The sequence below is a fragment of the Marinobacter changyiensis genome (assembly GCF_009193265.1).
GTDB lineage: Bacteria > Pseudomonadota > Gammaproteobacteria > Pseudomonadales > Oleiphilaceae > Marinobacter > Marinobacter changyiensis.
In genome coordinates this window covers 785,586-808,717 of the sequence record NZ_VZZZ01000001.1, presented here as the reverse complement: position 1 = coordinate 808,717, position 23,132 = coordinate 785,586, and the positions used below count along the sequence as shown (strand labels likewise).

At 57.6% G+C, this 23,132-nt stretch carries 25 protein-coding genes; 15 read left to right on the top strand and 10 right to left on the bottom strand.

The window, feature by feature from the left end:
• Nucleotides 1-150 precede the first annotated feature (150 nt).
• From rpoH to F6Y09_RS03900, 3 genes are all read left to right on the top strand, one after another.
• The gene (gene rpoH / locus F6Y09_RS03910) at nt 151-1,011 is read left to right on the top strand and encodes an RNA polymerase sigma factor RpoH (protein WP_152205586.1); all 861 of its coding nucleotides are present in this window, start codon (nt 151-153) and stop codon (nt 1,009-1,011) included.
• 283 nt (nt 1,012-1,294) lie between these two features.
• A complete protein-coding gene (locus F6Y09_RS03905) occupies nt 1,295-1,975 on the top strand; it encodes a winged helix-turn-helix domain-containing protein (protein ID WP_152205585.1) in 681 nt (226 codons plus the stop codon).
• Nucleotides 1,962-3,446: a HAMP domain-containing sensor histidine kinase gene (locus F6Y09_RS03900; protein WP_152205584.1), complete on the top strand. Its 1,485-nt coding sequence runs from the start codon at nt 1,962-1,964 to the stop codon at nt 3,444-3,446. The genes F6Y09_RS03905 and F6Y09_RS03900 overlap by 14 nt, the downstream gene beginning before the upstream one ends.
• Here the strand turns inward: F6Y09_RS03900 and F6Y09_RS03895 are convergent.
• Nucleotides 3,443-3,712 carry a hypothetical protein gene (locus tag F6Y09_RS03895; protein WP_152205583.1) on the bottom strand — a complete coding sequence of 90 codons (270 nt, stop codon included), beginning with the start codon at nt 3,710-3,712 and terminating at the stop codon, nt 3,443-3,445. The genes F6Y09_RS03900 and F6Y09_RS03895 overlap by 4 nt on opposite strands.
• Nucleotides 3,713-4,042: 330 nt before the next feature.
• On the opposite strand from F6Y09_RS03895, the gene greB reads away from it, so the two are divergent.
• Nucleotides 4,043-4,546, top strand: a complete 504-nt coding sequence (greB, locus tag F6Y09_RS03890; protein WP_152205582.1) for a transcription elongation factor GreB — start codon at nt 4,043-4,045, stop codon at nt 4,544-4,546.
• A gap of 52 nt (nt 4,547-4,598) precedes the next feature.
• On the opposite strand, the gene F6Y09_RS03885 is transcribed toward greB, so the two are convergent.
• Nucleotides 4,599-4,910 carry a site-specific integrase gene (locus F6Y09_RS03885; RefSeq protein WP_152205581.1) on the bottom strand — a complete coding sequence of 104 codons (312 nt, stop codon included), beginning with the start codon at nt 4,908-4,910 and terminating at the stop codon, nt 4,599-4,601.
• 142 nt (nt 4,911-5,052) lie between these two features.
• A complete protein-coding gene (locus tag F6Y09_RS03880; RefSeq protein WP_152205580.1) occupies nt 5,053-5,319 on the bottom strand; it encodes an acyl-CoA-binding protein in 267 nt (88 codons plus the stop codon).
• A 419-nt stretch (nt 5,320-5,738) separates the two neighbouring features.
• On the opposite strand from F6Y09_RS03880, the gene F6Y09_RS20070 reads away from it, so the two are divergent.
• Together F6Y09_RS20070 and F6Y09_RS03875 are read left to right on the top strand one after the other, a co-directional pair.
• The gene (locus tag F6Y09_RS20070; RefSeq protein ID WP_175469811.1) at nt 5,739-5,909 is read left to right on the top strand and encodes a hypothetical protein; all 171 of its coding nucleotides are present in this window, start codon (nt 5,739-5,741) and stop codon (nt 5,907-5,909) included.
• Between the two features lie 155 nt (nt 5,910-6,064).
• A complete protein-coding gene (locus F6Y09_RS03875; RefSeq protein ID WP_152205579.1) occupies nt 6,065-6,940 on the top strand; it encodes a DNA ligase in 876 nt (291 codons plus the stop codon).
• A gap of 62 nt (nt 6,941-7,002) precedes the next feature.
• Here the strand turns inward: F6Y09_RS03875 and F6Y09_RS03870 are convergent, their stop codons facing one another.
• On the bottom strand, nt 7,003-7,701 hold the full coding sequence (locus F6Y09_RS03870) for an SDR family oxidoreductase (RefSeq protein WP_152205578.1): 699 nt from the start codon (nt 7,699-7,701) through the stop codon (nt 7,003-7,005).
• A 201-nt stretch (nt 7,702-7,902) separates the two neighbouring features.
• Between F6Y09_RS03870 and F6Y09_RS03865 the strand changes: the two genes are divergently transcribed.
• On the top strand, nt 7,903-8,631 hold the full coding sequence (locus tag F6Y09_RS03865; RefSeq protein WP_152205577.1) for a polyamine aminopropyltransferase: 729 nt from the start codon (nt 7,903-7,905) through the stop codon (nt 8,629-8,631).
• A gap of 14 nt (nt 8,632-8,645) precedes the next feature.
• Here F6Y09_RS03865 and F6Y09_RS03860 read toward each other — a convergent pair whose 3' ends face one another.
• Nucleotides 8,646-9,641, bottom strand: coding sequence for a bile acid:sodium symporter family protein (locus F6Y09_RS03860; RefSeq protein WP_152205576.1), 996 nt, complete (start codon nt 9,639-9,641; stop codon nt 8,646-8,648).
• Between the two features lie 82 nt (nt 9,642-9,723).
• Here F6Y09_RS03860 and gloA point away from each other — a divergent pair, with 82 nt between their 5' ends.
• Nucleotides 9,724-10,164, top strand: a complete 441-nt coding sequence (gloA, locus tag F6Y09_RS03855; protein ID WP_152205575.1) for a lactoylglutathione lyase — start codon at nt 9,724-9,726, stop codon at nt 10,162-10,164.
• A gap of 33 nt (nt 10,165-10,197) precedes the next feature.
• On the opposite strand, the gene F6Y09_RS03850 is transcribed toward gloA, so the two are convergent.
• The gene (locus F6Y09_RS03850) at nt 10,198-10,665 is read right to left on the bottom strand and encodes a DUF4124 domain-containing protein (protein WP_152205574.1); all 468 of its coding nucleotides are present in this window, start codon (nt 10,663-10,665) and stop codon (nt 10,198-10,200) included.
• Nucleotides 10,666-10,835: 170 nt separating this feature from the next.
• On the opposite strand from F6Y09_RS03850, the gene F6Y09_RS03845 reads away from it, so the two are divergent.
• Nucleotides 10,836-11,618, top strand: a complete 783-nt coding sequence (locus F6Y09_RS03845) for an ATP-binding protein (RefSeq protein WP_152205573.1) — start codon at nt 10,836-10,838, stop codon at nt 11,616-11,618.
• Here the strand turns inward: F6Y09_RS03845 and F6Y09_RS03840 are convergent.
• On the bottom strand, nt 11,615-13,600 hold the full coding sequence (locus tag F6Y09_RS03840; protein ID WP_246180289.1) for an ATP-binding protein: 1,986 nt from the start codon (nt 13,598-13,600) through the stop codon (nt 11,615-11,617). The two genes, F6Y09_RS03845 and F6Y09_RS03840, sit on opposite strands and share 4 nt — an antisense overlap.
• A 27-nt stretch (nt 13,601-13,627) precedes the next feature.
• Nucleotides 13,628-14,329: a proteobacterial dedicated sortase system response regulator gene (pdsR, locus tag F6Y09_RS03835; protein ID WP_152205571.1), complete on the bottom strand. Its 702-nt coding sequence runs from the start codon at nt 14,327-14,329 to the stop codon at nt 13,628-13,630.
• Between the two features lie 195 nt (nt 14,330-14,524).
• Between pdsR and F6Y09_RS03830 the strand changes: the two genes are divergently transcribed.
• The 5 genes from F6Y09_RS03830 to F6Y09_RS03810 all read left to right on the top strand — a co-directional run bounded on the left by F6Y09_RS03830 (nt 14,525) and on the right by F6Y09_RS03810 (nt 18,744).
• Nucleotides 14,525-16,669, top strand: a complete 2,145-nt coding sequence (locus tag F6Y09_RS03830) for a marine proteobacterial sortase target protein (RefSeq protein WP_152205570.1) — start codon at nt 14,525-14,527, stop codon at nt 16,667-16,669.
• Entirely contained in the window at nt 16,666-17,235 is a 570-nt protein-coding gene (locus tag F6Y09_RS03825) for a sortase (protein WP_152205569.1), read from the top strand. The genes F6Y09_RS03830 and F6Y09_RS03825 overlap by 4 nt, the downstream gene beginning before the upstream one ends.
• A 44-nt stretch (nt 17,236-17,279) precedes the next feature.
• On the top strand, nt 17,280-17,990 hold the full coding sequence (locus tag F6Y09_RS03820; protein WP_152205568.1) for a lysophospholipid acyltransferase family protein: 711 nt from the start codon (nt 17,280-17,282) through the stop codon (nt 17,988-17,990).
• A 118-nt stretch (nt 17,991-18,108) separates the two neighbouring features.
• Nucleotides 18,109-18,351, top strand: a complete 243-nt coding sequence (locus tag F6Y09_RS03815; RefSeq protein WP_152205567.1) for a GlsB/YeaQ/YmgE family stress response membrane protein — start codon at nt 18,109-18,111, stop codon at nt 18,349-18,351.
• Nucleotides 18,352-18,354: 3 nt separating this feature from the next.
• On the top strand, nt 18,355-18,744 hold the full coding sequence (locus tag F6Y09_RS03810; protein WP_152205566.1) for an MAPEG family protein: 390 nt from the start codon (nt 18,355-18,357) through the stop codon (nt 18,742-18,744).
• 233 nt (nt 18,745-18,977) lie between these two features.
• Here F6Y09_RS03810 and F6Y09_RS03805 read toward each other — a convergent pair whose 3' ends face one another.
• A complete protein-coding gene (locus F6Y09_RS03805) occupies nt 18,978-20,426 on the bottom strand; it encodes a rhomboid family intramembrane serine protease (RefSeq protein ID WP_152205565.1) in 1,449 nt (482 codons plus the stop codon).
• Between the two features lie 119 nt (nt 20,427-20,545).
• Here F6Y09_RS03805 and F6Y09_RS20455 point away from each other — a divergent pair, with 119 nt between their 5' ends.
• Nucleotides 20,546-21,277 (top strand): OmpA family protein, encoded by a 732-nt coding sequence (locus F6Y09_RS20455; RefSeq protein ID WP_246180288.1) that lies wholly within the window; start codon nt 20,546-20,548, stop codon nt 21,275-21,277.
• A gap of 148 nt (nt 21,278-21,425) precedes the next feature.
• Here the strand turns inward: F6Y09_RS20455 and F6Y09_RS03795 are convergent, their stop codons facing one another.
• The gene (locus F6Y09_RS03795; RefSeq protein WP_152205564.1) at nt 21,426-22,895 is read right to left on the bottom strand and encodes a DUF4013 domain-containing protein; all 1,470 of its coding nucleotides are present in this window, start codon (nt 22,893-22,895) and stop codon (nt 21,426-21,428) included.
• Nucleotides 22,896-23,132: the final 237 nt, after the last annotated feature.

Genomic DNA, 23,132 nt, shown 5'->3' with positions numbered 1-23,132 from the left:
AAGTTTAGGTTAATAATAGATAATGTAAGCCGATAAAGTTAATCAGATAACTGATTTAAAAGATTTTAATCTTCGGTTTCGGAATTTTGCAGACGCTTGGCGGTCAACGCTTTAATTGTTACATTATTGCCCCAAGCATGGGAGAAAGACATGAATACAAGCTTACAATTAGCTGACCGACTGGTTCCAGGTGCAAATCTCGAAGCCTACATCCAGGCGGCGAGCCACATACCTGTTCTCACCGTAGATGAGGAGCGCAGCCTTGCTGAGCGGCTTCATTACGAAGGTGACGTCGAGGCCGCCAGACATCTTGTACTGTCTCATCTCCGCTTTGTGATTCACATTGCACGCAGTTATTCCGGCTACGGACTGGCCCAGGCTGACCTGATTCAGGAAGGCAACGTTGGCCTGATGAAAGCGGTCAAACGCTTCAACCCGGAATACGGTGTGCGTCTGGTGTCCTTTGCGGTGCACTGGATCAAGGCAGAAATTCACGAATTCATCCTGCGTAACTGGCGCATTGTGAAAGTCGCCACCACCAAAGCCCAGCGTAAGCTGTTTTTCAACCTGCGTAGCCAGAAGAAGCGTCTGGCCTGGTTAAGCCACGCCGAGCTCAACGCGGTGGCGGCAGACCTTGGCGTCGAACCACGGGTGGTGCGCGAAATGGAAGGCCGTCTGGCTTCCCATGACACTTCCTTTGATGGTCCGATGGATGACGATGATGACAGTGCCTACCAGGCACCTGCCCATTACCTGCAGGACCATCGTGGTGACCCGGCAAGCCAGCTTGAGCAGTCCGACTGGACGGAAGATTCCAACGGCCGCCTGATGATGGCGTTGGAGAATCTCGACGAGCGCAGCCAGGATATCCTGCGTGAGCGCTGGCTCACAGACAGCAAGACAACTCTGCATGATCTGGCCGACAAGTACGGGGTGTCTGCAGAGCGTATACGACAGCTTGAAAAGAACGCCATGAAGAAAATCAAGACCCAGATGGCGGAGGTCGCCTGAATACGGCCCCTTAAACCAATCTGGCGGTGACATCGGTCACCCGAAAACGCCACCAGGCGCCCGACGCTGGTGGCGTTTTGGTTTGTAGGGAATAAATGGAATGGAATGGCGCGGATATCGTGATCACCATGCTTGAGAACGGTTCTGTGCGTACCTGGCATGCACCGTCCGTCGCCATTGGCGACACCCTCTTACAAGATCGTAACTGGTCGCAGGGCGATGTTCCCCTTACTCTGGAGTTAGAATATATCCTCGAACAACAGTTCAATCGGGAGGCTCACCGGTGAAAGCGCTGGTAATAGAAGACGATCAGGATGTTGCAACCTATCTCATCAAGGGACTGAAAGAGTCCGATTTCGTGGTGGATCACGCAGCTGACGGCAAAGATGGCCTGATGATGGCTGCCAGTGAGGAATATGACATCATGATTGTCGACCGCATGCTCCCGGGCATGGACGGTCTGGCAATCATCAAAACCGTCAGGGCCACGGGCAACCAGGTTCCTGTGCTCATCCTCAGTGCCCTGGGCGATGTGGATGACCGGGTAGAGGGCCTGCGCGGTGGCGGTGACGACTACCTCACCAAACCCTTCTCCTTTACCGAGCTGCTGGCGCGTATTGAATCGCTGGTACGTCGGAACCGCCAGACGGCGGAAACCGAGACGGTACTGAAAGTGGCAGACCTGGAAATGGACCTGCTGGCCCGCACCGTCAAGCGTGCCGGCCATAACATTGATGTCCAGCCCCGGGAATTCCGTCTGCTGGAATATCTCATGCGCAATGCCGGCCAGGTGGTGACAAGAACCATGCTGCTGGAAAAAGTATGGGACTACCATTTTGATCCCCAGACCAATGTGATTGATGTTCACATAAGCCGTCTGCGCGCAAAAATCGATAAGGAATTCGAAACGCCGCTACTGCAAACTATCCGGGGAGCTGGGTACATGTTGCGTGAAACTGCTTAGCCAGTTAAAAACGTCATCCTTTCAGCTTGCTCTGCTGTACATGGTAGTGTTCGCCACATCAGTGTTTCTGCTGTTGGCGTTCATTTACTGGCGTACAGCCGGTTTTATGACCGCCCAGACAGACGAAACCATCGAGGCTGAAATTGCGGGCCTGGCTGAACAGTATCGAGGGGGCGGTATTAATGGCCTGATCACGGTGATCAGGGAGCGTGTGGCCCGCGACCCCAACGCAAAATCCATCTACCTGTTTACCACCGAAGACTACCTCAAGCTGGCAGGCAATATTGAGACCTGGCCGAAAGAAGCCCAATCCCAAAGCGGCTGGATAAACTTCACCCTGGATGAAAATGTTGGCTGGGTAGGCCCGAAGCGGATTGCCCGCGCCAGGATATTTGAAGTGCAGGGCGGATTACGGCTGCTGGTAGGGCGGGATGTAGACGACCTTGCAACACTCAAACGGCTGATCGAAACCGCCATTAACTGGGGTATGGGCATCACTCTCGCCCTGGCGCTGCTCGGCGGTTACATGATGAGCCGCAGCACGACCCGCCGCATCGAAGTCATCAACAACACCTCCCGCAAGATCATGACCGGTCACCTGTCACTGCGGATTCCGACCCGTGGGACGGACGATGATTTTGACCAGCTGGCAGAAAACCTGAACGAGATGCTGGACCGGATCGTTTACCTGATGGAAGGCATTCGCCATGTCTCGGACAGCATCGCCCATGACCTTCGCACGCCCCTTACCCGTTTGCGGAACCAGCTCGAAAATACGCTGATGTCGGTGGATAACGAAGAGGCCCGGGAGCAGGCCGGCCGTGCGGTGGCAGAAGCCGATCAGCTGCTGGCGACCTTTAACGCGTTACTCCGGATTGCCCGCCTGGAGACCCGAGGCAATGCAGCCGATATGAAGCAGGTTTCGCTGGGGCTGTTGGTCAACGATGCCTGTGAACTCTATGAGGCCGTGGCCGAGGATAAACAACAGAAGTTTCATCACAAGGTGGATAAAGAGGTCATGATCGAAGGTGACCGGGATCTGTTGTTCCAGATGGTCAGCAACCTGATCGACAATGCCATTAAATACACCCCGGAGCAGGGTGCAATTTCCGTTGCGGTGAGAATGGTCGACGGCGAGGCCGTGTTTGAAGTCAGTGACAGCGGCATTGGCATACCGGATGATGAGAAAGACCAGGTGTTCCAGCGCTTTTACCGGGTGGCTAAGAGTCGGTCGCTGCCCGGTAACGGCTTGGGGTTGAGTCTGGTGAGCGCCGTTGCTGAAATTCATCAGGGCCGCATTGTGCTCACCGATACCTATCCCGGAGCTGAGAGCCCGGGGCTTACGATACAGATTTTTTTGCCAGCCTACAGTCCCGATGTCCGACGCATAAGAGCTACCGCATCCAAGTCGGCAGCTGACGCCAACGAGGATGCCAGCGCTGCCTCACCGGCAGAAAATGCGCCGAGTTAGGTGGATTTCCTGCGCTTGAGGACCGGGCCAACTAGGCGTTCCGCCCGGGACTCAACGGAGTGATACAGAGCTTCCACCTGCGACTTTCGGCGTTCAAAACGCACTTGCAAGCTATCCCATTCGCCTTCCAGATGCTTTTGCTCCGCCATCACGAATGCGGCCAGATTGTGACGGTTCACCTTGCCGGTAATGCCGTACCGGTCGAGGGTGTAGCCGATCCTGTCCAGTCCATTCAGCGCGGTATTCATCAGTTTTTTAGTGTTCATGGTCAGTACCCTGGAGCGGTCTTGAAGAGTTGAGCGATCATTATGTTTTACGATATCGCTAAAATATAGAATGGACAACCTAGACCGCGACCGGCGGCGGGTTTCTCAAGGCGTCTGTACAAAAAGTAATCCCACCGCCACATGGCAGTAATTCGTGTTGTGGAGAATAGAGGCTGAAGGAAAAGAGTAAGTGTTAACGGTTTCCGGTTACTTCCAGTGGCCTTACAATCGAAGAGACTTGCTTAACCCTCCAGCACAGCGCTAGCCTTACCCTGCATTTGCGGGGTTTTTTTATGCCCGCTTTAAACACAGAAGGACACGATCCAGACCATGGCTGATGCATCCCCGAGCCCGAAAGGACGTGCGCGCTACATCACCCCTGATGGCGAGCAAGCGTTGCGTAAAGAGCTGACCTACCTGTGGAAGGAAAAGCGACCGGAGGTGACTCAGTCCGTAAGGGAAGCCGCTGCGCAAGGGGACCGCTCGGAGAATGCGGAGTACATCTATGGTAAGAAACAACTGCGGGAGATCGACCGCCGCATCCGGTTTCTGACCAAACGTCTTGAAGAAATTACCGTGGTGACTCGCACGCCGGATGACACCGGGCGGGTTTATTTTGGCGCCTGGGTAACGGTTGAAAACGAGACCGGTGAGGAACAGCGTTACCGTCTGGTGGGGCCGGACGAGTTTGATTTGAACAAAGGCTACCTGAGTATCGACGCTCCGTTGGCACGAGCCCTATTGGGCAAACGATGTGACGACGAGGTCACCGTGCGCACCCCGGACGGAACGGTGGTGTTGGAAATCACTGACATTCATTACGACGCTATTTAAGCCAGTGATTCCAAAGACCAACCGGCAGGAACGCTGAACCGGCCGCTCCGTGTCAGCCGGCGGCGAGTCCAGCTTCTGGCTGTTTTTTGAGCACGTCTTCATAGAAGAAGGTCAGCGCCTGGCGAGCCTGATTCAGCCGGGCGCGGGACACCCACATCCGGTCACTCAGGTAAATCAGAAACAACTGCTGATCGTCCCGCTCCAGGGCATCGGGGCTTTTCAGTCCGTGAAACAGTACAAACCGGGTGATCCAGTGCAGGTAGGTTTGCTCGGTCCGCATATTGAGATGGTATTTCTGCATCGCCTGGGTTACCTGCTTCAACAGGCCAGGCTGGCTTTGTTCCAACGCTTCGGTGATGTGCATAATTTCAATCCTTTTGGCGAGAAGCCGCCATTCTGCCCGCAGCTTGTGACAGTCTGTTGGATGCAGGACTAACAGATGTCACCTTGTCCACTGCTTGCAAATTCCAGGTTCATTGTTTTTGTTGGCAACCGGCGACGCTGGCTCAGCGTGCTTTTGTTTCTTCCAGCCGCTCGATGTACTTCTGCATGGCCTCTTCGCTCGACATGCCCTGTACCTTTTCCCAGGCGTCGTATTTGGCACGCCCAACAAAATCCATCATGCCAGGGCGCTTGCCGCTGACGTCACCCTCAGTCGCCTGCTTGTAAAGGGCGTAGAATTCGAGTTTCAGGTCGTTGGACGGCTTGAAGTCGCCCTCAGCATTCTGGATGTAATTAACCGCTTCGTCGAACTGAGTCTTTAGATCACTCATGGCGAGCTCCCTGTTGGTGTTAGTGAGTTCCATCAAACACATATCATTATCGGCGGAGTATATATTTACTGACGGTAGCCGTCATTGGCCGATCGTTCCATTCCCATAAAAAATTGGTCACGGTTGTGCCAGATCAAAAAGCACCCAATGAAGTCAGGGGGCAGGGCAGCGTGGCGGTGCCCCGGAGATTGTCACGCGTTACTTGCCGCTGCGCATCAGTACTCGGCCGATGTCCACTGTCGTGGCTCCGCTGTGTTCTGCGTTAGCAGCCCAGGTTTTAGCGGTTTTGGCGTTCTTTATTAAATCAGGTGTGTGGCAGCATTTTCGTTTGTTTTTCAGTAAGCTTACGGTGTTCAGAAATTATTGCCTAACGTGACAACTGTTTAGAAAAGCAACAAAGAGTTTAGCGGGAAAATTTTATGTCGAAGAAAGTAGTAATGTTTGAATACGAGAAAGAAACAAAAAACAGTGTTCGCTATAAGGAAGTCCCTGATGAAGGAACCGCTCCTATCGTGGGAACTTTGTATGTTCAGAAGTGGTTTGCTGGTAGCAGCAAATCTATTGAGATAACGATAGATAAAAAAGACTAGCGGTTTTGTGTGTGTCCGGGCGGGGTGGCTGGTCGTATGCGTGGCATCTGTTGCCTGTGTTGGCGGTGGTTGTTTATCCTGTGTTTTTCCGGAGTCTCAGGGCAGGCTGATCGTCCCTGGGTTAATTGTTAAACCAAACTCGCAAAGGAACTGCGATGTATTACTTTTCTGGTCGGGCTTTCCTGCCCCTGTTCGTTTCTTTTCTGCTTGTCCTGTTTGTGTCGTTTCCCCCGTTTGTGCACTCGGCACCGCCGGAGCTGCTGCTGGCTGAGGTTTATGAGGAGGGCATTGAGCTAAAGCACTATTGGGTTAGCGAGAAGCTTGATGGTGTCAGGGCCTACTGGGACGGGGAGCGCTTTCTTTCCAAACAGGGCCATGCATATAACGCACCCGAGTGGTTCACGGAAGGCTTTCCAGATATACCCATGGACGGTGAGCTCTGGATGGGGCGAGGTCGGTTTGCAGAGCTGTCCGGTGCGGTACGCAAACATAAACCGGTGGATAGAGAATGGCGGGAAGTCCGCTATAGGGTGTTTGATCTGCCAGCGAGCAGCCTGCCGTTTTCAGGACGTGTGAAGCAGATGCGAGAGCTTTTGCTGTCGTCGGGTTCGCCGTTTCTGGCCAGGATCGAGCAACAGCAGGGCGTCTCTCACGTTGAGCTCATGACCCGTTTGGATAAGGTAACGGATGCTGGCGGCGAAGGTCTGATGCTACACCATGGTGACAGTCTGTACCGGGCTGGCAGGTCATCGGATGTGCTCAAGGTAAAACGGTATCAGGATGCGGAAGCGGTGGTGATCGGGCAGACCGAGGGCACCGGCAAGTACGAGGGCATGATGGGCGCACTGGTGGTTGAGCTGGCGGAGGGACGTCATTTCAAGATTGGAACCGGTTTCAGCGATGCCGAGCGGGCAGCGCCGCCGCCGCTCGGTGCCGTCATCACCTATAAATTTTATGGCTTGACCGCCACGGGTCTGCCCCGGTTTGCCAGTTTTATGCGTATCCGGGAGGATGAGCCCGGAACCGAATGAGGCTGACCTGCCTATTCGGTCCGCGAGCCATCGTCCACGCGCTACCGGAAGTCCCGGGACGCTTACTTGTCGTCCTCAATCGGCGGTGTGGGCCGCACTAGTACCTCGTTGACATCCACATGAGCGGGTTGAGACAGCGCATACACCACGGCCCGGGCAATATCATCCGGTTGCAGGGCATTTTTCGGTGGTTCATCGAAGAAGGCTGTGTCTACCATGCCGGGCTCAACCAGTGTGACCCGGATGCCGCTGCCCCGCAGCTCTTCCCGCACCCCGTAACCGATCGCAGACACCGCCCATTTGGTGGCGCTGTACATGGAGCCGGGGATGGTGACGCGGCCGGCGGCAGAGCCGGTCAGTAACATGTGGCCGCGGCTCTTGCGCAGGGCGGGCAGGCAATGCTGAACGGTCATGCCCACCCCCAGGATGTTGGTGAGTATCATGTCTCGCCAGGTTTCCGGATCGGCACCGCTGAAGCCGCCCGGTGAACCACCCCGGCCGGCGTTGGCGAACACGGCGTCGATTTGTCCGAAGGTCGCCAGTGCTTTCTCCACCATGGCCTTCTGGTCGTCATTGCTTTGCACGTCGCAGCGGGTGGTCAGTACCCGCTCACTACCGCCGAGTTCCTGCTGCAGGCTCTGAAGTTTGTCTTCGGAGCGGGCTGCCAGCACCAGCCGGTAGCCCGCCTTGGCTGCTGCCCGGGCGGTAGCGGCGCCGATGCCCGAGGACGCGCCGGTGATCAGTAGTACGGGATCTGCCATATCGTTTTCCCCTTTGATTTACGGATGGTACAACTGAAAGTCTTAGTAAGTGTTTCTGGTAGCGACTCTGTCACTAATCAAGGCGGGTGCTATTAAAGATCGGAATAGGGTGGAACTATTGCCCCAGCGCCAACCTGTTGCCCAAGAGATGTTACTATTGACACCGTTTATAACATTCCGTTTTTGTTAATAGAGTAAACCATGGGTCTTTTGTTCGAGCAGATTGATAGCCAGCCCTCCTCTCTGGGGGAGATTACCTTGCGCCGGCGTCGTATACCCGCCCTGGGCAACCGGGATATCTACGAGGTAAAGCTGGGCGAGGAATTCCTGATGTCCAGCATGTTTGTGGAGGCCGAGGTCGCACTGGCGGATCTTGGGCTTGCCGCTGTGAATGGCGATGACCTGAGTGTGGTGGTCGGCGGGCTTGGGCTGGGTTACACCGCCGAGGCTGCCCTGCGCAGTGATCGGGTCGGCGAGCTGCTGGTAGTTGAGGCACTGGATACGGTGATCGGCTGGCATCAGCAGGAGAAAGTGCCGCTGGGGCAGACTCTGAATGCGGACCCCCGCTGCCGCTACGTTCATGGCAGTTTTTTCGATCTGGCGGTCAAGGAAGGGTCCGGCTTCGATCCGCAGCAGCCCGGCCGTCTGTTTGATGCCATCCTGCTGGATATTGATCACTCCCCGCGGGCATTGCTGAACGACTCCAACGCGAGTTTTTACACCACCGACAGTCTGCAGCGCATGGCCCGGCAGTTACGGCCGGGCGGAGTGTTTGCGCTCTGGTCAAACGATGCGCCGGATGAAGACTTCATGGTGACCCTGAACGAGCTGTTTACCGAGACGGCGTCTCACGTGGTGGCGTTCTACAATCCCCTGCAGAACTGCGAATCCACCAACACCGTCTATGTTGGCGTGACTCCCGCAGCCTGATGGGTTTGCCCGCGTCAGCGGGCTTCCTGGACCGCCTCATCGTCAGGCTGTTCACGACGGGCGTAGTTCTGGGCCATGACCGCACACACCATCAGCTGAATCTGGTGAAAGACCATCAGCGGCAGAATCGCCGGGCCTACGGCACCGCCGGCGAACAGCACCTGGGCCATGGGCACACCGGTGGCCATGCTCTTCTTGGAGCCGCAAAACACGATGGTGATCTCGTCTTCCTTGTTGAACTTCAGTAGCCGCGCCAACCAGGTGGTGATAACCAGCATGATCGCCAGCAGCACGCAGCACACCACCGTCAGAATCAGCAGCGACGTAGGTGGCACTGCCTGCCAGAGACCGGCAATTACGGACGAGCTGAACGCGGTATAGACCACCAGCAGAATAGAGCCCTGGTCGACGTTCTTCAGCCAGTGCTTGTTACGATCCACCCAGAAACCGATCCAGGGCCGCAGCATATGTCCGGCCAGGAAGGGCAACAGCAGTTGCACGCTGATCTTGAGAATAGCCTCCAACGTTCCGGCGGTACCTGCGTCCGCATCCAGCAGGATATTCACCAGAACTGGCGTGATGAAAATGCCCAGAAGGCTCGAAGCCGAAGCGCTGCAGACGGCGGCCGGTACGTTGCCTCGTGCCAGCGACGTGAAGGCAATGGCTGATTGCACCGTGCCCGGTAAGACACTCAGATACAGCACGCCAACCCAGAGGGCGTCACCCAGCATAGGCCGCAGAACAGGCTGGAGAATCAGGGCCACGATGGGGAACAGGATGAAGGTGGAACCGAAAACCAACAGGTGCAGCCGCCAATGGGTCGCGCCCGCGATGATGGCTTTGCGTGACAGTTTGGCGCCGTGCATGAAAAACAGCAGGGCAATCGCAAAGCTGGTCAGCCAGCCAAAGAAGGTGGCGCCGGCGCCGTGGGCCGGCAGCACCGTGGCGGTAATGATCACAACGATCATGACCAGCGTAAAATTATCAAACAGCAAACGAAGACGGGACATGGCTGCTACCGAAATTGCACTAATTCAGCGCGCAGCTTAATCTGTTTTGGTTTTATCGGCCAATGCTTTAAGGAGTACCACCATGCAATATCTCCACACCATGATCCGGGTGAGCAATCTGGATGACTCGCTACGGTTCTACTGTGATTTGCTGGGTCTGCAGGAAATCAGCCGCAAGGACAATGAAAAAGGCCGCTTCACACTGGTCTTCCTGGCCGCTCCGGACGATGAAGTCCGGGCGCAGGAAGATCGCGCTCCAATGATCGAGCTGACTTATAACTGGGATCCGGAAACCTACACCGGCGGGCGTAATTTTGGTCATCTCGCGTATCGGGTGGATGATATCTACCGGTTGTGCGAGCACTTGCAGGCTAATGGCGTCACCATCAACCGCCCGCCCCGGGACGGTCATATGGCCTTTGTGCGTTCGCCGGACAACATCTCGATCGAGCTGTTGCAAAAAGGCGATGCACTGGTGCCCAGGGAACCCTGGGCCAGCATGGAAAATACCGGCACCTGGTAGGTTTTTCAGGAGGCTTGTGGTTATTTCCGTCGTTCAGCGCCATTGGTCCAGACAGCCGCCGCGCATCCGGTAGCGGCCGGTCTCCTCGCCCTTGCGGCGGTAGACCCACCACTGGCCGTCGCGGTGGTCCGGGGCCCCGAGAATGTACCGGACCTGTTTTTCCGTCATCCCTTCGCGAACCTGCTGCTTCACCCGCAGGTGACGCAGCTCGGTGGACTGGATATAGCCGCCGGAACAACCAGGAGCGGGTTTTGATGGCTTTCGGGCCGGCGCCTGCCAGAATTCCACGTCGGTGCCGGTATCGAGCCTGCCACCGGTTAACGTCGGATTAACGGTGACGGTTTCGGCATTGCGTCCGCAGGGGCTGTCCGAGAAGACCGTTTGATGGGCCTGCTGGCAGCGGTAGATGTCCGCGCTGGCGGGGGTTGAGAGTAGATATGAGATTAGAAATAACAGCAGAGCGCTCACGATAAACGTGAGGCCCGGAAGAAATTGTCGCATCCTGCGTCTCCGGTGTGTCCCATTCCATGGGGGTCATTGAGTGTTCTGTCTCAGGAGTTTATCAGACCGCTGCTGGCGACACTACGACCTTGAGCGAGCAGGCATGTCCGGCGAACAACGTTAAGATGGTTTGCTGTGCCACTAGAATTAACACCAGAGGTTTCGCTGTTATGCCAGTAGATAATCCGGTTGATTGGTCCCATACCCGGGCGGCTGTCTGGCGCCGTCATCGCCAGGGGCTCAGGGCCATTTCCAGGCTTGACCCGGTGCAGTGGCACCAGCTTCAGGGCATCGAGCGCCAGCAGGCTGCACTCGCCACCAATACCGAGCGTTTCCTGCAGGGCCTGCCCGCCAACAACGTCTTGTTATGGGGCGCTCGGGGTACGGGCAAATCATCCCTCATCAAGGCGCTTCTGAACCGTTATGGCAACGACGGTCTGCGGGTGATTGAAGTAGACAAGGATGACCTGGTGGATTTGCCGGAGATTGTCGACGGCCTCTGCGAGTTGCCGTACCGCTTCCTCATCTATTGCGATGACCTGTCCTTTGAAGCCGGGGAATCCGCCTACAAGGCGCTGAAAAGTGTGCTGGAAGGCTCACTGGAGTTGCCCCCGGAGAATGTGCGGGTGTACGCCACCTCCAACCGGCGCCACCTGATGCCGGAGTTTATGGCGGATAATCTCAACAGTGAGGTCCATAACGGCGAACTGCACCCGGGTGAGGCCATTGAAGAACAGGTCTCGCTGGCGGACCGGTTTGGTCTGCAGTTGTCGTTCTATGCCTTTGCTCAGGAGGTGTATCTGCAGGCTGTCGATGCGCTGTTTCCAGAGGTGGTTAACCGGCAGGCGCTGCACCAGGAAGCTATTCGGTTTGCGCTGGGTCGCGGCGTGCGTAATGGCCGCACTGCGCAGCAGTTCTACCGCCAGTTCTCGGACTATCGCTTCGAGAGTTAGCTCTCCGGTAATCCTGTTCCGGGCAACGAGACCCGGAAACGGACACCGCCGCCAGCTTTGTCGTTGGTGGCCTGAACCGTTCCGCCATGATATTCCGCGATCAGCCGTACAATCAGCAGACCCTGCCCCAGATGGCCCTGATCCTTGCCGTCCCGGATCGAGATAAACGGGCTGAAAATCTCGCTCGCCAGATGGTCGGGCAGGGAGGAGCCTTCGTTAAATACGCTCAGTTCGAGGCCGCTGGCCTGATGTTTCAGGCCAATCTCGATCCGCCCCTTGGCCGGCGTGAAGTCCCGGGCGTTGTCTACCAGCTTGTCGAGCAGTTGCACCAGCAGTTCCGGTGAGCCGCTCAGGGTGCAGCCATTAGCAGGCCCGACATAGCAAATCCGGTGCTGGGGGGAGAGCTCCTGATAAGCGCCAGCAGCCTGGGCCGCGACGACGGCAAGATCAAACACCTCCTTTTCGGCCTGATCGAAGCTCTGTTCCAGTCTGGCGGCCTCGCTCATGCCCTGCAGGATCTGGCTCAGGCGGTCGGTGGCCTGGTGGGCCCGTTCGATGTAGATCGCCTGCTGGTCCGGGCGGCTATCCTGGGACAGGTTTTCCAGCGATGAGCGCACCACGGCCACCGGGGTTTTCAGCTCATGGGAGAGGCGGCGGGCAAAACTCTCCAGGTAGCGGGTATAGCCTTGCAGGTTGTCAACCATCTGGCTGAACTGGCGGGAGAGGTCGCCCAGCTCATCCCGCGCTTTTGACGGCGGCATGACGCCAAGGATTCGGCCATCGTCATCGACACTGGCATGAACCGCCCGCTGCAGCCTTGCGATGCGCCAGGATAGCCAGCTGGCATAACCGAGCAGTATCAGCATCAAACTGATGATCAAAAACGTGCTACGGACAATCACCGAACCCAGGGTGTTGCCTGATAGTGCCAGAATCTGCTCCAGGGATTGCTCCAGCACCAGTACGTGGCCAGCAGGCAGTTCGGTGGTGACCATCAGATGGGCGTCGCCGTCGCCGTGACGCACAATAGCGCTTTCGCCCAGCTGCTCCGGCGCTATCCGGTCGCCCGTTTCAGGCAGTTGGAGAGGTAACGGCCGGAAGTAACGTACAAGAGCCCGCAAGCCATTCAGACTGATCTGCTCGACGATTTCCAGTGGACTCATGGCGTTGAAATCCGCCTGAGTTTTCGGTGCCGGAATATGGCTGTCAGCCAGTATCCAGCCTGCAGGCGTCAACACACGAACATGCTGGCCAGGCAACAGAGAGGCTGACAGGCCCTCCTCAAGCCGGGGCAGTCGGGTAACCACTCGCGGCATTCTGGGATTCACCGCCGGGCCTGCAACCGGCTCGGTCTGTCGGGACCCGGCAGCGGCGCTGTCCGGCACGGGCCGGTGGATGGCAAAACTGAACAGGCTGTTCTCCTTCGGACGGGGCAGTTGCAGCTCCAGCTGATAGCCCCGGCCAGTGGCCTGCCATACGCCACTGATCTGATAGTCCGCTGCGGGCTCGCGCCCGGGCCGCCAGCCGACAACAGGGCCGGGGGCCGGCGTTCTGATGTGGCGCTCACGCAGCCCGTCGCTGCCTTGCCAGTAAATCCGCACGTGCTCGAAAGGCCGGTCGGGCTGCCCGGGATCAAAGTAGATCGGTGATGCCGTCTGTACCCGAATCAAAAGATACAGCAGGTCGCCATGAACGGCCGCCTGCCATTGAAGGGGTTCATGGGTCGCATCGGGCGGGGCTTCGGTATCGTCATAACCGGGCCAGTCATCCCCGTAGCCGTCGACGTTGAGCGCTCGGTTGAGCGTGGTGGCGTAAAAGGTCTCCCGGCTGTCCGTTACGGGCAATTGGTTTGACAGGGCAAGGGCCATGCGGTTGGCCTGGGCGCTGAGCTGGTTGGAGGATTGCTCCCGTAACGCGGTATCAAGTTCCAGCACAAACTGCAGGCCCGCCCAGGGAATCAGCAGCATCAGTAAACTGGCCATGAAAAGCTGCCGCTTGAGACTCAAAGCTCAGGCCTCATGGGCATTCCAGCGATAGCCGAAGCCGTAAGCGGTCTGGATACCATCGAAGGTACTGTCGGATTGCTGGAATTTGCGGCGTATGCGTTTTATGTGGGAGGTCACGGTGTTGTCGTCAAGCACCGTATTGGCGGCTTCCATCAGCTGGGTGCGGCTTTTGACATGACCGGGGTGATGAACGAGGGCGTGCAGCATCCAGAATTCGGTCACCGTCAGGTCGATCGGGTTGCGGTCCCATTCTGCCGTCATGCGGTCAACATTCAGGTGCAGGCGGCCGCGCTCGAGTTCTTCGTCCGGCTGCTGGCGGGATTCGGCCCAGGCATCGGCGCGGCGAAACAGGGCAGTAAGGCGGGCGAACAGGTGGTCCAGGCTCATGTCTTTGGTGACGTAGTCATCGGCGCCCAGCCTGAGCCCGAGGACGGAATCGGCGTCGCTGTCCCGGGCAGTCAGGAAAATCATCGGCAGGGTCGGGGAGAGCTGACGCAAGTCCCGACAAAGGTCAAAGCCGCCGTCCATTTCATCGCCCAGTCCCACATCAATAATCGCCAGGTCCGGCAGGCCGTTGCGCAGAGCCTGGAAGGCACTCTGGCGGTCGCCATAAACGGATACCCGGTAGCCCCGGCGCTCGAAAGCATCGCGATAGTTTTCGCGAATCGCCGGTTCGTCTTCGATCAATGCAATGTGACGCTTCATGGTGAGCCCTGGGGTGTGGTGCTGAATCTGTTCGCCATTTAACCATGGAAACCGCCCGGCACAAGCATCGCGGGCCGGTTTGCCACAATTGATCATATTCTGCCTTCGCCTCGCCAGATTCCGCCACGGTATTGCCGTTTCAATGGGTTGAAATCAACGCCATCAACGCCTCATCGAGAATAAGGAATCTGGCCGATGCAATCCAATGCGCTGTCCCGGGAAATGACCAGTCGTGCTTCTGAAACCCGTTGTTCCGGCCCCGCCCGTCAATCCAGGTGGCTGGCGGTGGTTGAAGGTATCAGCCTGTGGCTGGCGGTGCTTCTGTTCTTCTTCTTGCAGTCGGTGGTGGCGGAGGCCAGCGAGCAGGAACAACGCGGACAAGACAGCGCAGGCGCCTTGCATTTTATTGATCAGGAGAGCGGTCGCAAACAACCGGCCACCCTGCTGCAAACCGACTACAAGGTGGAGGTCGGAGGCCTGATCGCAAACACCCGGCTCGTGCAGTCATTCGAGAACACCAGCCAGCAGTGGCAGGAGGGTGTGTATGTTTTCCCGTTACCGGCGCAAGCCAGCGTTTACAGCCTGAAAATGACCGCTGGCGAGCGGGTCATCATCGGAGAAATCCAGACCCGGGATGAGGCCAGGCGCCAGTATGAGCAGGCGAAATCGGAGGGCCGACAGGCCGCAAAGGTTGACCAGCAGCGACCCAACCTGTTTACCACCCGGCTCGCCAACATTCCGCCGGGCGAGACGGTATCGGTTGAACTGCGTTATCAGCAGGCGGTGCGATACCAGTCCGGAGAATTCGAGTTGCGCCTGCCCACCACGCTGACACCCCGCTACATACCCGGTGTGGTGATGGCGGAAGCCAGCGCACCGGTGAGCTGGCAAGGCGGCTGGGCGGCGCCTACAAACGAAGTGCCAGACGCTGACGCGATCAGCCCGTTGACAGTCTTACCTCAGGATGTGGCCGCAACCAGTCACCGGGCCAACGTGGAGTTGCAGCTCAATGCGGGCCTGCCTATCGGCTCGGTGACCAGTTCCAGCCATGGTTTGACCAGCACCTGGGATGGCAACACGGTCATCGTGGTTCCGAAGACAGGGGCCATCCTGATGGATCGTGACCTGGTGGTTCGTTGGGCGCCAGTCCGGGGTCAGGCCCCTTCAGCGGCGGTTTTCCATGAAACCTGGCAAGGAGAGGACTATCTGATGACCATGCTGGTGCCGGGGCTGGATAACACCGATTCCTTGCCACGGGAGCTGGTTTTTGTGATCGATACTTCCGGCTCCATGGCAGGGGAGTCGATCCGGCAGGCCCGGGCGTCCCTGCTGAGGGGCCTGGATACCTTGTCCGTGGATGACCGCTTCAACGTGATCCAGTTCAACAGCCAGACCACTTCCCTATACGGTGATGCCAGGCCTGCCAGCATCGCCAACCTGAACCAGGCCCGGCGTTATGTGCGTGGCCTGGGCGCAGACGGGGGTACCGAGATGGCGGGCGCGCTGGATGTGGCTCTGAACGGGCAGGCGCCGGAGCAAGGCGGCTACATCCGTCAGGTGGTGTTTATTACCGACGGAGCGGTTGGCAATGAAGCGGCGCTGTTCCGGAAAATCCAGGACCAGCTTGGCGATACCCGCCTGTTTACCGTGGGTATTGGTTCTGCCCCGAACATGCATCTCATGGGGGAAGCTGCCCGTTTCGGCCGGGGCACGTACACGGCCATCAGCGATCTGAACGCGATGGAACAACCACTGGATGAGCTGTTCAGCAAAATGCAGTCGCCGGTGCTGGCGGACATCGTCACTGACTGGGGCGCAGACACCGGCCATGACGTTTTGCCCCGGCGACCGGGAGATCTGTTCCGGGGTGAGCCGATGATCCAGATTATCCGGGGGCGGGCGCCGCACGGTGACGTCACGGTGTCGGGTCGGTTACCGGATGGCAGCGCGTGGCGGCAAAGTCTGCCGTTGCATGAGGCTGCGTCCGCCAAAGGCCTGCATCGTCACTGGGCACGGGAGAAAATCAATCTGTTGATGGATAGCAGTCTGTCTGGCCACATCAACGAAGACGATCAAAACGAAGTCACCCGGCTGGCACTGGCGCACCAACTGGTGACGCGATATACCAGTTTCATTGCGGTGGACAAGTCGCCGGTGCGGCCAACGGGCATGCCCGTGGCCACGGATCATGTGCCGACCTTATTGCCCGCCGGCAGTGAGCACGCGATGCTGCGTTACCCCCAGACGGCCACCCCGGCCGCCCTGTTGATGGCACTGGGTCTGATCGGGCTGCTGCCCTGTATTGCGCTGATGATGTTGCGCCGGAGGGTATTCGAATGAGCCGGATACTGCTCACCCTTGCCATCACTTTCGGTATTGTTTTCACCCTCGGGCTGTGGATTCCGCTCAAGGCGATGGTGGCCCAGGAACTGCTGACCCTGGCCTGGGCCGAAAGCCAGGCGCGCCTGCAGTTGGGAGAGTCTGCCCAGCCGCTGATCGTGCTGGCGGGCGCCCACGGCGAAAGCCTCGCCTTTGGCCCCGGCCATGTAACCGGCTCTGCTGAGCCCGGCATGCGCGGCCCGGTAGTGATTGCCGGCCACCGGGATACCCATTTCCGGGGGCTGGAGACTGTGGACATCGACAGCACCATCCGGTTGCAGAGCCGCAGCGGAAAATGGTCTGACTACCGCGTTACACAGTTACGAGTTGCCGATAGCCGTCAGGAAGCCATGAATCTCGCTACCATGCCCGATAACAGCCTGTTGCTGGTGACCTGCTATCCTTTTAACAGTATCGACAATCAGGGCCCGCTCAGATATCTGGTGGAAGCCCGGAAGGTGGAGCCATCGCCGGCACGCGCAACAGCCGGGCCGAACCGCCAGGGACTTGCCGATACCGGTTTTTAGCGTACACTTTTGCGCCAAAGTTCCAGGCAAAGCAGGGCAGTATCATGGGTGTATTGCGTGCCGTGCTGGCATGGCTTCTTGTGCCGGTTATCTGTGTGGCGGGTTTGGTGGTTTACCTTGCGAAGCCGTTCAACCCGAACAATAACTGTTGGCTGGGTCGGGTGTTAGCCCGTAGCGGTCGCTGGATACTGGGTATGGAACGCCCGCTGGTGGGCTTGCAAAATATGCCCCGGGACCGTCCCATTGTTGTCATCGCCAACCACCAGCACAACGACGACCTGTTCGTTATGGGTGACCTGTTGCCGCCCCGGACCGTAACCGTGGGCAAATCCGCCCTGGCCTGGCTGCCGTTTTTCGGCCAGGTGTTCTGGCTCGGCGGCAATATCATGATTAACCGTGCCAAATCAGGCCGTGCCGTCGCGGTGATGCAAGCCACCAGCAACGCTATAACCAGAGACCGCAAGAGCCTTTGGGTATTTCCGGAAGGCACCCGCAGTCATGGTCGGGGCCTGCAGCCCTTCAAGAAAGGGGCGTTCTATGTCGCCGTTGCCGCCGAAGCGCCGATCACCATGGTCTGTGCCAGCCCCTATGACTCCAGAACCAGCGGCCTGCTGGGACGTCGTCAGCCGGTTACCGTTCAGATTTTGCCGCCGGTCGAAACCGCCGGCCTGACCAATGCCGATATTCCCGATCTCGTTGAGCGCTGCCGCAATCAGATGCAGCAAGCCGTCAATGCCCTGCCAGCTGCTGAATAGCGGTCTTGCCGATTGAAGTTCTTGAAGCGCCTCTGAAAACAGGGCAGTCTCTACCCGTTATTGTCCCCGGCATGTCCTGATCTATGGGCGTGCCTATACCTGCACGGAGAGGCAAGTCATGAATCTTATTCTGTTCCTGATCATCGGTGGTGTCGCCGGCTGGCTCGCTGGCCTGATTATGAAGGGGCGCGGTTTCGGGGTGCTGGCTAATATCGGCATCGGTATCGTCGGCTCCATTATTGGCGGCTTTGTATTCCGGTTGCTCGGGCTGGCAGCTCAGGGTGCTGTCGGTGAATTGGTAACGGCGACGGCTGGCGCGGTGTTGTTACTCGCCATTGTCAGTGCCATCAAGAAGGCTTAAACCATGATTATTCCTGTAACGGCGGTCTATGCCAGTATTACCGGCTTTCTGATGTTGTTCCTGGCCTATCGTGTGTCTAGTTTCCGGCTCAAATACAAGAAAGGGTTGGGCTTTACGGAAGATCGGGATTTCGAATCCGCCGTTCGCGCCCACGGCAACCTGACCGAATACGCGCCGATCACTCTGATCCTGCTGGGGGTGGGCGAGCTCAATGGTGTAAACACGCAATGGGTGTATCTGGTCGGCCTGGCCTTTATCGCGGGGCGTCTCCTTCATGCCTGGGGCATGCATAAAGGCCGTGGCGGTGCCCACCCGGCGAGGCTGGTGGGTATCCTGCTGAACTGGCTGGCAATTCTGGTGATGGCCGTGCTGGTGCTGATTAACGCGCTCTAAACGGTAACTGTCACCAATCGTAGAATGTAAGAAGGCCATCGGAGAGTGGCCTTCTTACATTGGCAGCAATCAATGTGTTGTTGTAGGAGCGGTTTCAACCGCGATCAGGGCCACCGCCTTCGTACAGATTCGCGACTGAAGTCGCTCCTACAGGGGTGCAACCAGGGTGCTTTGGTTGTTGTAGAAGCGGTTTCAACCGCGATCAGATGCTCCGGCCGCCACAAGCGCCGCGGTCAGGTGGTCTCGAGCAGCTGTCGGTAATGGCGGGCCTTGAGGGCCATCTGGCGTTTTTCGAATTCGTTTGCGAGCAACCTACAGGCTTCGCTGGCGAGCGTGTTATCGCCGCACTCCCGTAACCGCTCAAACGCTTTTTCGGCGGTTTTCAGGTCGTCGTTCCGCAAACAGGCAAACAACACCCGATTATGGTCCTCCGCTGACAGCGGCCCATAGGCAGCGCCTTTTGCCAGGTATTCCTGCCAGACCTCTATCATACGCTCCGACTGTTTACTGCTGAGCGCAAACGCCATCAATTCTCGTGCCCGTTCCCGGTAAGTGGGCAGGTCGGGCCGTAACTTGGCAAGTTGATACAAATGCTCAAGAAGTATGGGGCGGTCCGGATAACTTTGGCGAAGCGCCTCGAACTGCCGCTCCGCCAGTTCGAACTCCATTCGTCCCAGGCTTCCCATGGCCTGGGCATAACTGGTGGTGAAACGCTCATCCTGCTCGTCTTGTTCCGGTTCAAAAAACGTCTCTTTCACCTGGAACCAGCTCTTGCCCAGGATCAGCACTAACCCTGCCCCGGCCAGCAGCCCGCCGGCGTGAGCCATGTAGGCAATACCGGTAGCACCGGCAAACCAGTAATCGTAAAGTTCCTTGCCCAGCCACACCGGCAACAAGGCCAGGGCAGGCGCCCGAAAGTAGTTGAAGTAAACACCGAAAAAATAGAAAAACCGGATTTTTCGAAGCCCGTAAATAGCCACGTACATACCCATCAGGCCGGAAATCGAACCGGAAGCGCCTACCAAGGGCATTTTGCTGCCTATCGAAAAGGCGGTGTAAACCAGCCCCGATAACGCGCCGCAAAGCAGGTACGCCAACAGGTACCGGCCAGGGCCCATGGCCTTTTCAACGGTGAAGCCCAGCAGGAACAGGAAGACCAGGTTGCCCAGCAAGTGCCCCCAGCCACCATGGAGAAACTGATAGGTAATCAGACTGGAAAGGCTCAGCTCGTCAGGAATCAGCCCCACCCGGTTGGCGCTGAGCTGCTCGATCAGCTCTTCCTGGATTGGCGGCCTTTGAGACTGCCAGAGTTGTTGCTCCCGGGACGCCCAGATCAGCGACTGGTTGGCTTGCATGTAACTGTAGAATTGACGGTCCGACAGCAGGCTGACAGCCATCCAGAGGCGGTTGTCCTCAGCCGTCGCTTGCCGGAACGACTGTAATTCCTCAAGGCGACCGGATTCACCCTCCAGATTGATCTCGCGCTGGAGATAGTGCTCGTAAACCGGGGCTTCCAGTTCAATCAGGTCGGACGCCAGATAGCGCTCGAGCGCTGTCGTCATCAATCGGGGGTCGGAGCCCTGGTAGAAGATGAACACCAGCAGACAAGCCAGCATTAATCCAAGGGTGACCCAGGGCGGGCGTTTCCAGTTTATGGTGTTTTCAACGGGAACAATCAGCATCGGTGGTCACATTTCATCATAATTGGTCGGATCTGGTCTGCTTTTTACCACAGCATGGCCTTATTTTCGCGTTCAAATAGATCCTGACACATCAACACGCAGATCAGGAGAATTCAGAGATGTCACAATCCCGTCACAGAAATCGCATTCAATCCCTACAACCGATCTGGCTGACAGTATGCGGCAGTGCGTTGCTGGCCACCCTTGCCGGTTGTTCCAGCACCGCTGAACAGCCCCAAGACGCCCTTCAGCCAATGGCAACGTCCGGCTCCAACACCACGCCACCAAAGCCCACTGAAGGGACGACTATCGACCAATCGCCAATTGTGGTCGCGGCCGCAAGCGACAATAGTTCAGCCCAGCAATCAGATAGCCTGAAAACATCGAACAAGGACACCGACATGACTGTATTGGTAATGGATGATCCGGAACTGATCGCAAAATCCGCTGCGCTGGAAGCCGGCATGGTTATGCCGGTGAACACCACAGACGACACACCACGCCGTCCGCACCGGACCCGGTTTCACTATAGTTTTGACAAGCACGACCTGAATGACGAGGATCAGGACCTACTGCGCAAGCACGCGGCCTACCTGCGCGCCCACCCAGAGGTAACGGTGCATATCCACGCTCATACTGACCAGTTCGGGGCCGACGATTACAACATCTTCCTGGCCAAGTTGCGGGCCAGCGCTGCCGCCAAGCTGTTAAAGGCCGAGGGCGTAAACGATGCCCAGATCCGCACCACCGGCTGGGGCAGCAGCAAACCTCTGACCAAACCGGAAGACCATGCCGCTAACCGTCGCCTGGAGCTTGAATACCACACCGGCCACATGGCCAAGGCCCAATAGACTTGGTTAACCGGCGACCTGCGCCAAGGCAGCCCCTGTAGAAGCGACTTCAGTCGCGAGTCTGTACGAAGGCGGTTGCCCTGATCGCGGTTGAAACCGCTCCTACAACGACCGAAGCACCTTGGTTCCGCCCCTTGTAGGAGCGACTTCAGTCGCGAAGGGAGCCATCCCCCTCAGCAAAGTTGGCTTTGGGGCCTTTCAAAGGCTCCCGGTTTTCCGCCTGGGTGAGGTAGATGGCTATCTGCGCCTGCAATGGATGTTGGGCGCACTTCTTCTGGACGAACTTCAAAAACGCGATGGCCTTGTCCCACTGGTCCAGGCCGTTAGCCAATGCCTGGGCGACCAGCAGGTAGGCCGGGGCCAGGTGTTCACTGTCCGGGAACCGTTTGTGGAAATCCTGCAGGAGCTTCAGTACGGCCTTGTATTCACCCTGTCGATAGAGTGCACCAGCGCACCTGACTGCCAGTTCCGGCTCTTCCACGCGAAAGCCGGGTTCTGCTTTCTCCAGGGTAGCCAGCAACTCAGTCAAACCGCGGGCATCATTGCGCTCAGCCAGCCATTGCAGCAATCGCGGGTGATAGCGGTAAAGCTCGGCGGTATCGTTGCGGGCTTTGAGCAGCAGGTAGAGCTGGCCGATGCGTTGGGCATTCTTCGAGTCCTGCTGGAGGGCCTCTTTGAGCATCGAAAACACCCGGTCGTAATTGCCATCCTTCAGATTCATATTCAGGTCAGCGTCAAAGCGCAGGCTGCGGTCACGTTGATGATCTAGGTCCGGTGCTTCGTCGCCTTGGAAATCGCTGGCGAAACCGAGTTCTTCCTGATACTGGAACAACAGGTAGCCGAGCATGTGGAACAGAATCAGCGTAAAGGTACTGTTCAGGAAGCCTGCCAAGGGCTGCGCGATTTGCGGCTCGAAATGATGGACTGCAAATTCCTGGGCGGCCCCGGAAGCCAGGGTCAGCAGGATCAGATAGCCATAAAGCAGAAAGTAAGGCCACCCGATTCGGGAGATCAGTACCGCCAGGTTCATCGGGTTAACGGCTGCGCCGACGGAATGCTCCATGGCCAACACCATGATGCTGGCCGGCAGCGCCAGCACCACAAAGGCCAGCACCAGCATGGCGAGGAAGGGTCCGCCAATCAGTGCGGCACTGAAGACCAGTCCGCCCATCAGCAAAAAGACCAGCAACTGGAGGAAAACAATCTCGAAGCCGCCGCCGCTGAAGGCGGTTGCCAGAGGCGGTGGCGTCATATGCCCGTCGGCGGTATGCCGAATCACGGCGTAGGTGTATTTGAACAGTGCCACCAACAATAGAAGCGTGACGATCAGGCCAACGATATTGGCGCTGAGTATCATCGGCACAATAGTGCAGATGGCGATAACGATGAGCGGATCCATGTGGAAGGGATAACGGAAAAATGCCGACAACCGATTCCAGAAAGGGACCACCTCGGTCGCGGCACCCAGGTATCGCATGGAGCGCCCGCATTTCGGGCACAGGCCGTGACGCTTGCGAGTATCTGCATCCGGTATGCACCCGGTGCAGTAATGAATCAGGCATTCGCCACAGTGCCATTTGGCAGGTTCGCCGGGGTGATAATGACAGTCGTTTTTCACAGTGTCGCCAGGTGCCGGTGGGTATCAGTGAACAGGTCGTAATGATCGCAGATGAAGCGATGTGGGGCCAGCGACGCCGCATATCGAGTGCCGGCGCTGCGGATAACGCTGCTTGTGCCCGGTCACAGGCCCATGAGTTACCATAGGCGCTGGGCGATCCGGGCATTTGGGCCGTATCTCTTCGTTAAGCCTTTAGCGTAGGGCATTTTATTGGTCAGCAAACCGGATAGGCAGCCG

Coding starts and splice junctions, on each gene's coding strand:
- F6Y09_RS03845 (WP_152205573.1), top strand. CDS start 10,836: ATGCCAGTAGATAATCCGGTTGATTGGTCCCATACCCGGGCGGCTGTC.
- F6Y09_RS03865 (WP_152205577.1), top strand. CDS start 7,903: ATGGGTCTTTTGTTCGAGCAGATTGATAGCCAGCCCTCCTCTCTGGGG.
- gloA (WP_152205575.1), top strand. CDS start 9,724: ATGCAATATCTCCACACCATGATCCGGGTGAGCAATCTGGATGACTCG.
- F6Y09_RS03805 (WP_152205565.1), bottom strand. CDS start 20,426: ATGCTGATTGTTCCCGTTGAAAACACCATAAACTGGAAACGCCCGCCC.
- F6Y09_RS20070 (WP_175469811.1), top strand. CDS start 5,739: ATGTCGAAGAAAGTAGTAATGTTTGAATACGAGAAAGAAACAAAAAAC.
- F6Y09_RS03825 (WP_152205569.1), top strand. CDS start 16,666: ATGAGCCGGATACTGCTCACCCTTGCCATCACTTTCGGTATTGTTTTC.
- F6Y09_RS03885 (WP_152205581.1), bottom strand. CDS start 4,910: ATGCACATCACCGAAGCGTTGGAACAAAGCCAGCCTGGCCTGTTGAAG.
- F6Y09_RS03810 (WP_152205566.1), top strand. CDS start 18,355: ATGATTATTCCTGTAACGGCGGTCTATGCCAGTATTACCGGCTTTCTG.
- F6Y09_RS03860 (WP_152205576.1), bottom strand. CDS start 9,641: ATGTCCCGTCTTCGTTTGCTGTTTGATAATTTTACGCTGGTCATGATC.
- pdsR (WP_152205571.1), bottom strand. CDS start 14,329: ATGAAGCGTCACATTGCATTGATCGAAGACGAACCGGCGATTCGCGAA.
- F6Y09_RS03820 (WP_152205568.1), top strand. CDS start 17,280: ATGGGTGTATTGCGTGCCGTGCTGGCATGGCTTCTTGTGCCGGTTATC.
- F6Y09_RS03830 (WP_152205570.1), top strand. CDS start 14,525: ATGCAATCCAATGCGCTGTCCCGGGAAATGACCAGTCGTGCTTCTGAA.
- F6Y09_RS03850 (WP_152205574.1), bottom strand. CDS start 10,665: ATGCGACAATTTCTTCCGGGCCTCACGTTTATCGTGAGCGCTCTGCTG.
- rpoH (WP_152205586.1), top strand. CDS start 151: ATGAATACAAGCTTACAATTAGCTGACCGACTGGTTCCAGGTGCAAAT.
- F6Y09_RS03880 (WP_152205580.1), bottom strand. CDS start 5,319: ATGAGTGATCTAAAGACTCAGTTCGACGAAGCGGTTAATTACATCCAG.
- F6Y09_RS20455 (WP_246180288.1), top strand. CDS start 20,546: ATGTCACAATCCCGTCACAGAAATCGCATTCAATCCCTACAACCGATC.
- F6Y09_RS03815 (WP_152205567.1), top strand. CDS start 18,109: ATGAATCTTATTCTGTTCCTGATCATCGGTGGTGTCGCCGGCTGGCTC.
- greB (WP_152205582.1), top strand. CDS start 4,043: ATGGCTGATGCATCCCCGAGCCCGAAAGGACGTGCGCGCTACATCACC.
- F6Y09_RS03875 (WP_152205579.1), top strand. CDS start 6,065: ATGTATTACTTTTCTGGTCGGGCTTTCCTGCCCCTGTTCGTTTCTTTT.
- F6Y09_RS03840 (WP_246180289.1), bottom strand. CDS start 13,600: ATGGCCAGTTTACTGATGCTGCTGATTCCCTGGGCGGGCCTGCAGTTT.
- F6Y09_RS03870 (WP_152205578.1), bottom strand. CDS start 7,701: ATGGCAGATCCCGTACTACTGATCACCGGCGCGTCCTCGGGCATCGGC.
- F6Y09_RS03895 (WP_152205583.1), bottom strand. CDS start 3,712: ATGAACACTAAAAAACTGATGAATACCGCGCTGAATGGACTGGACAGG.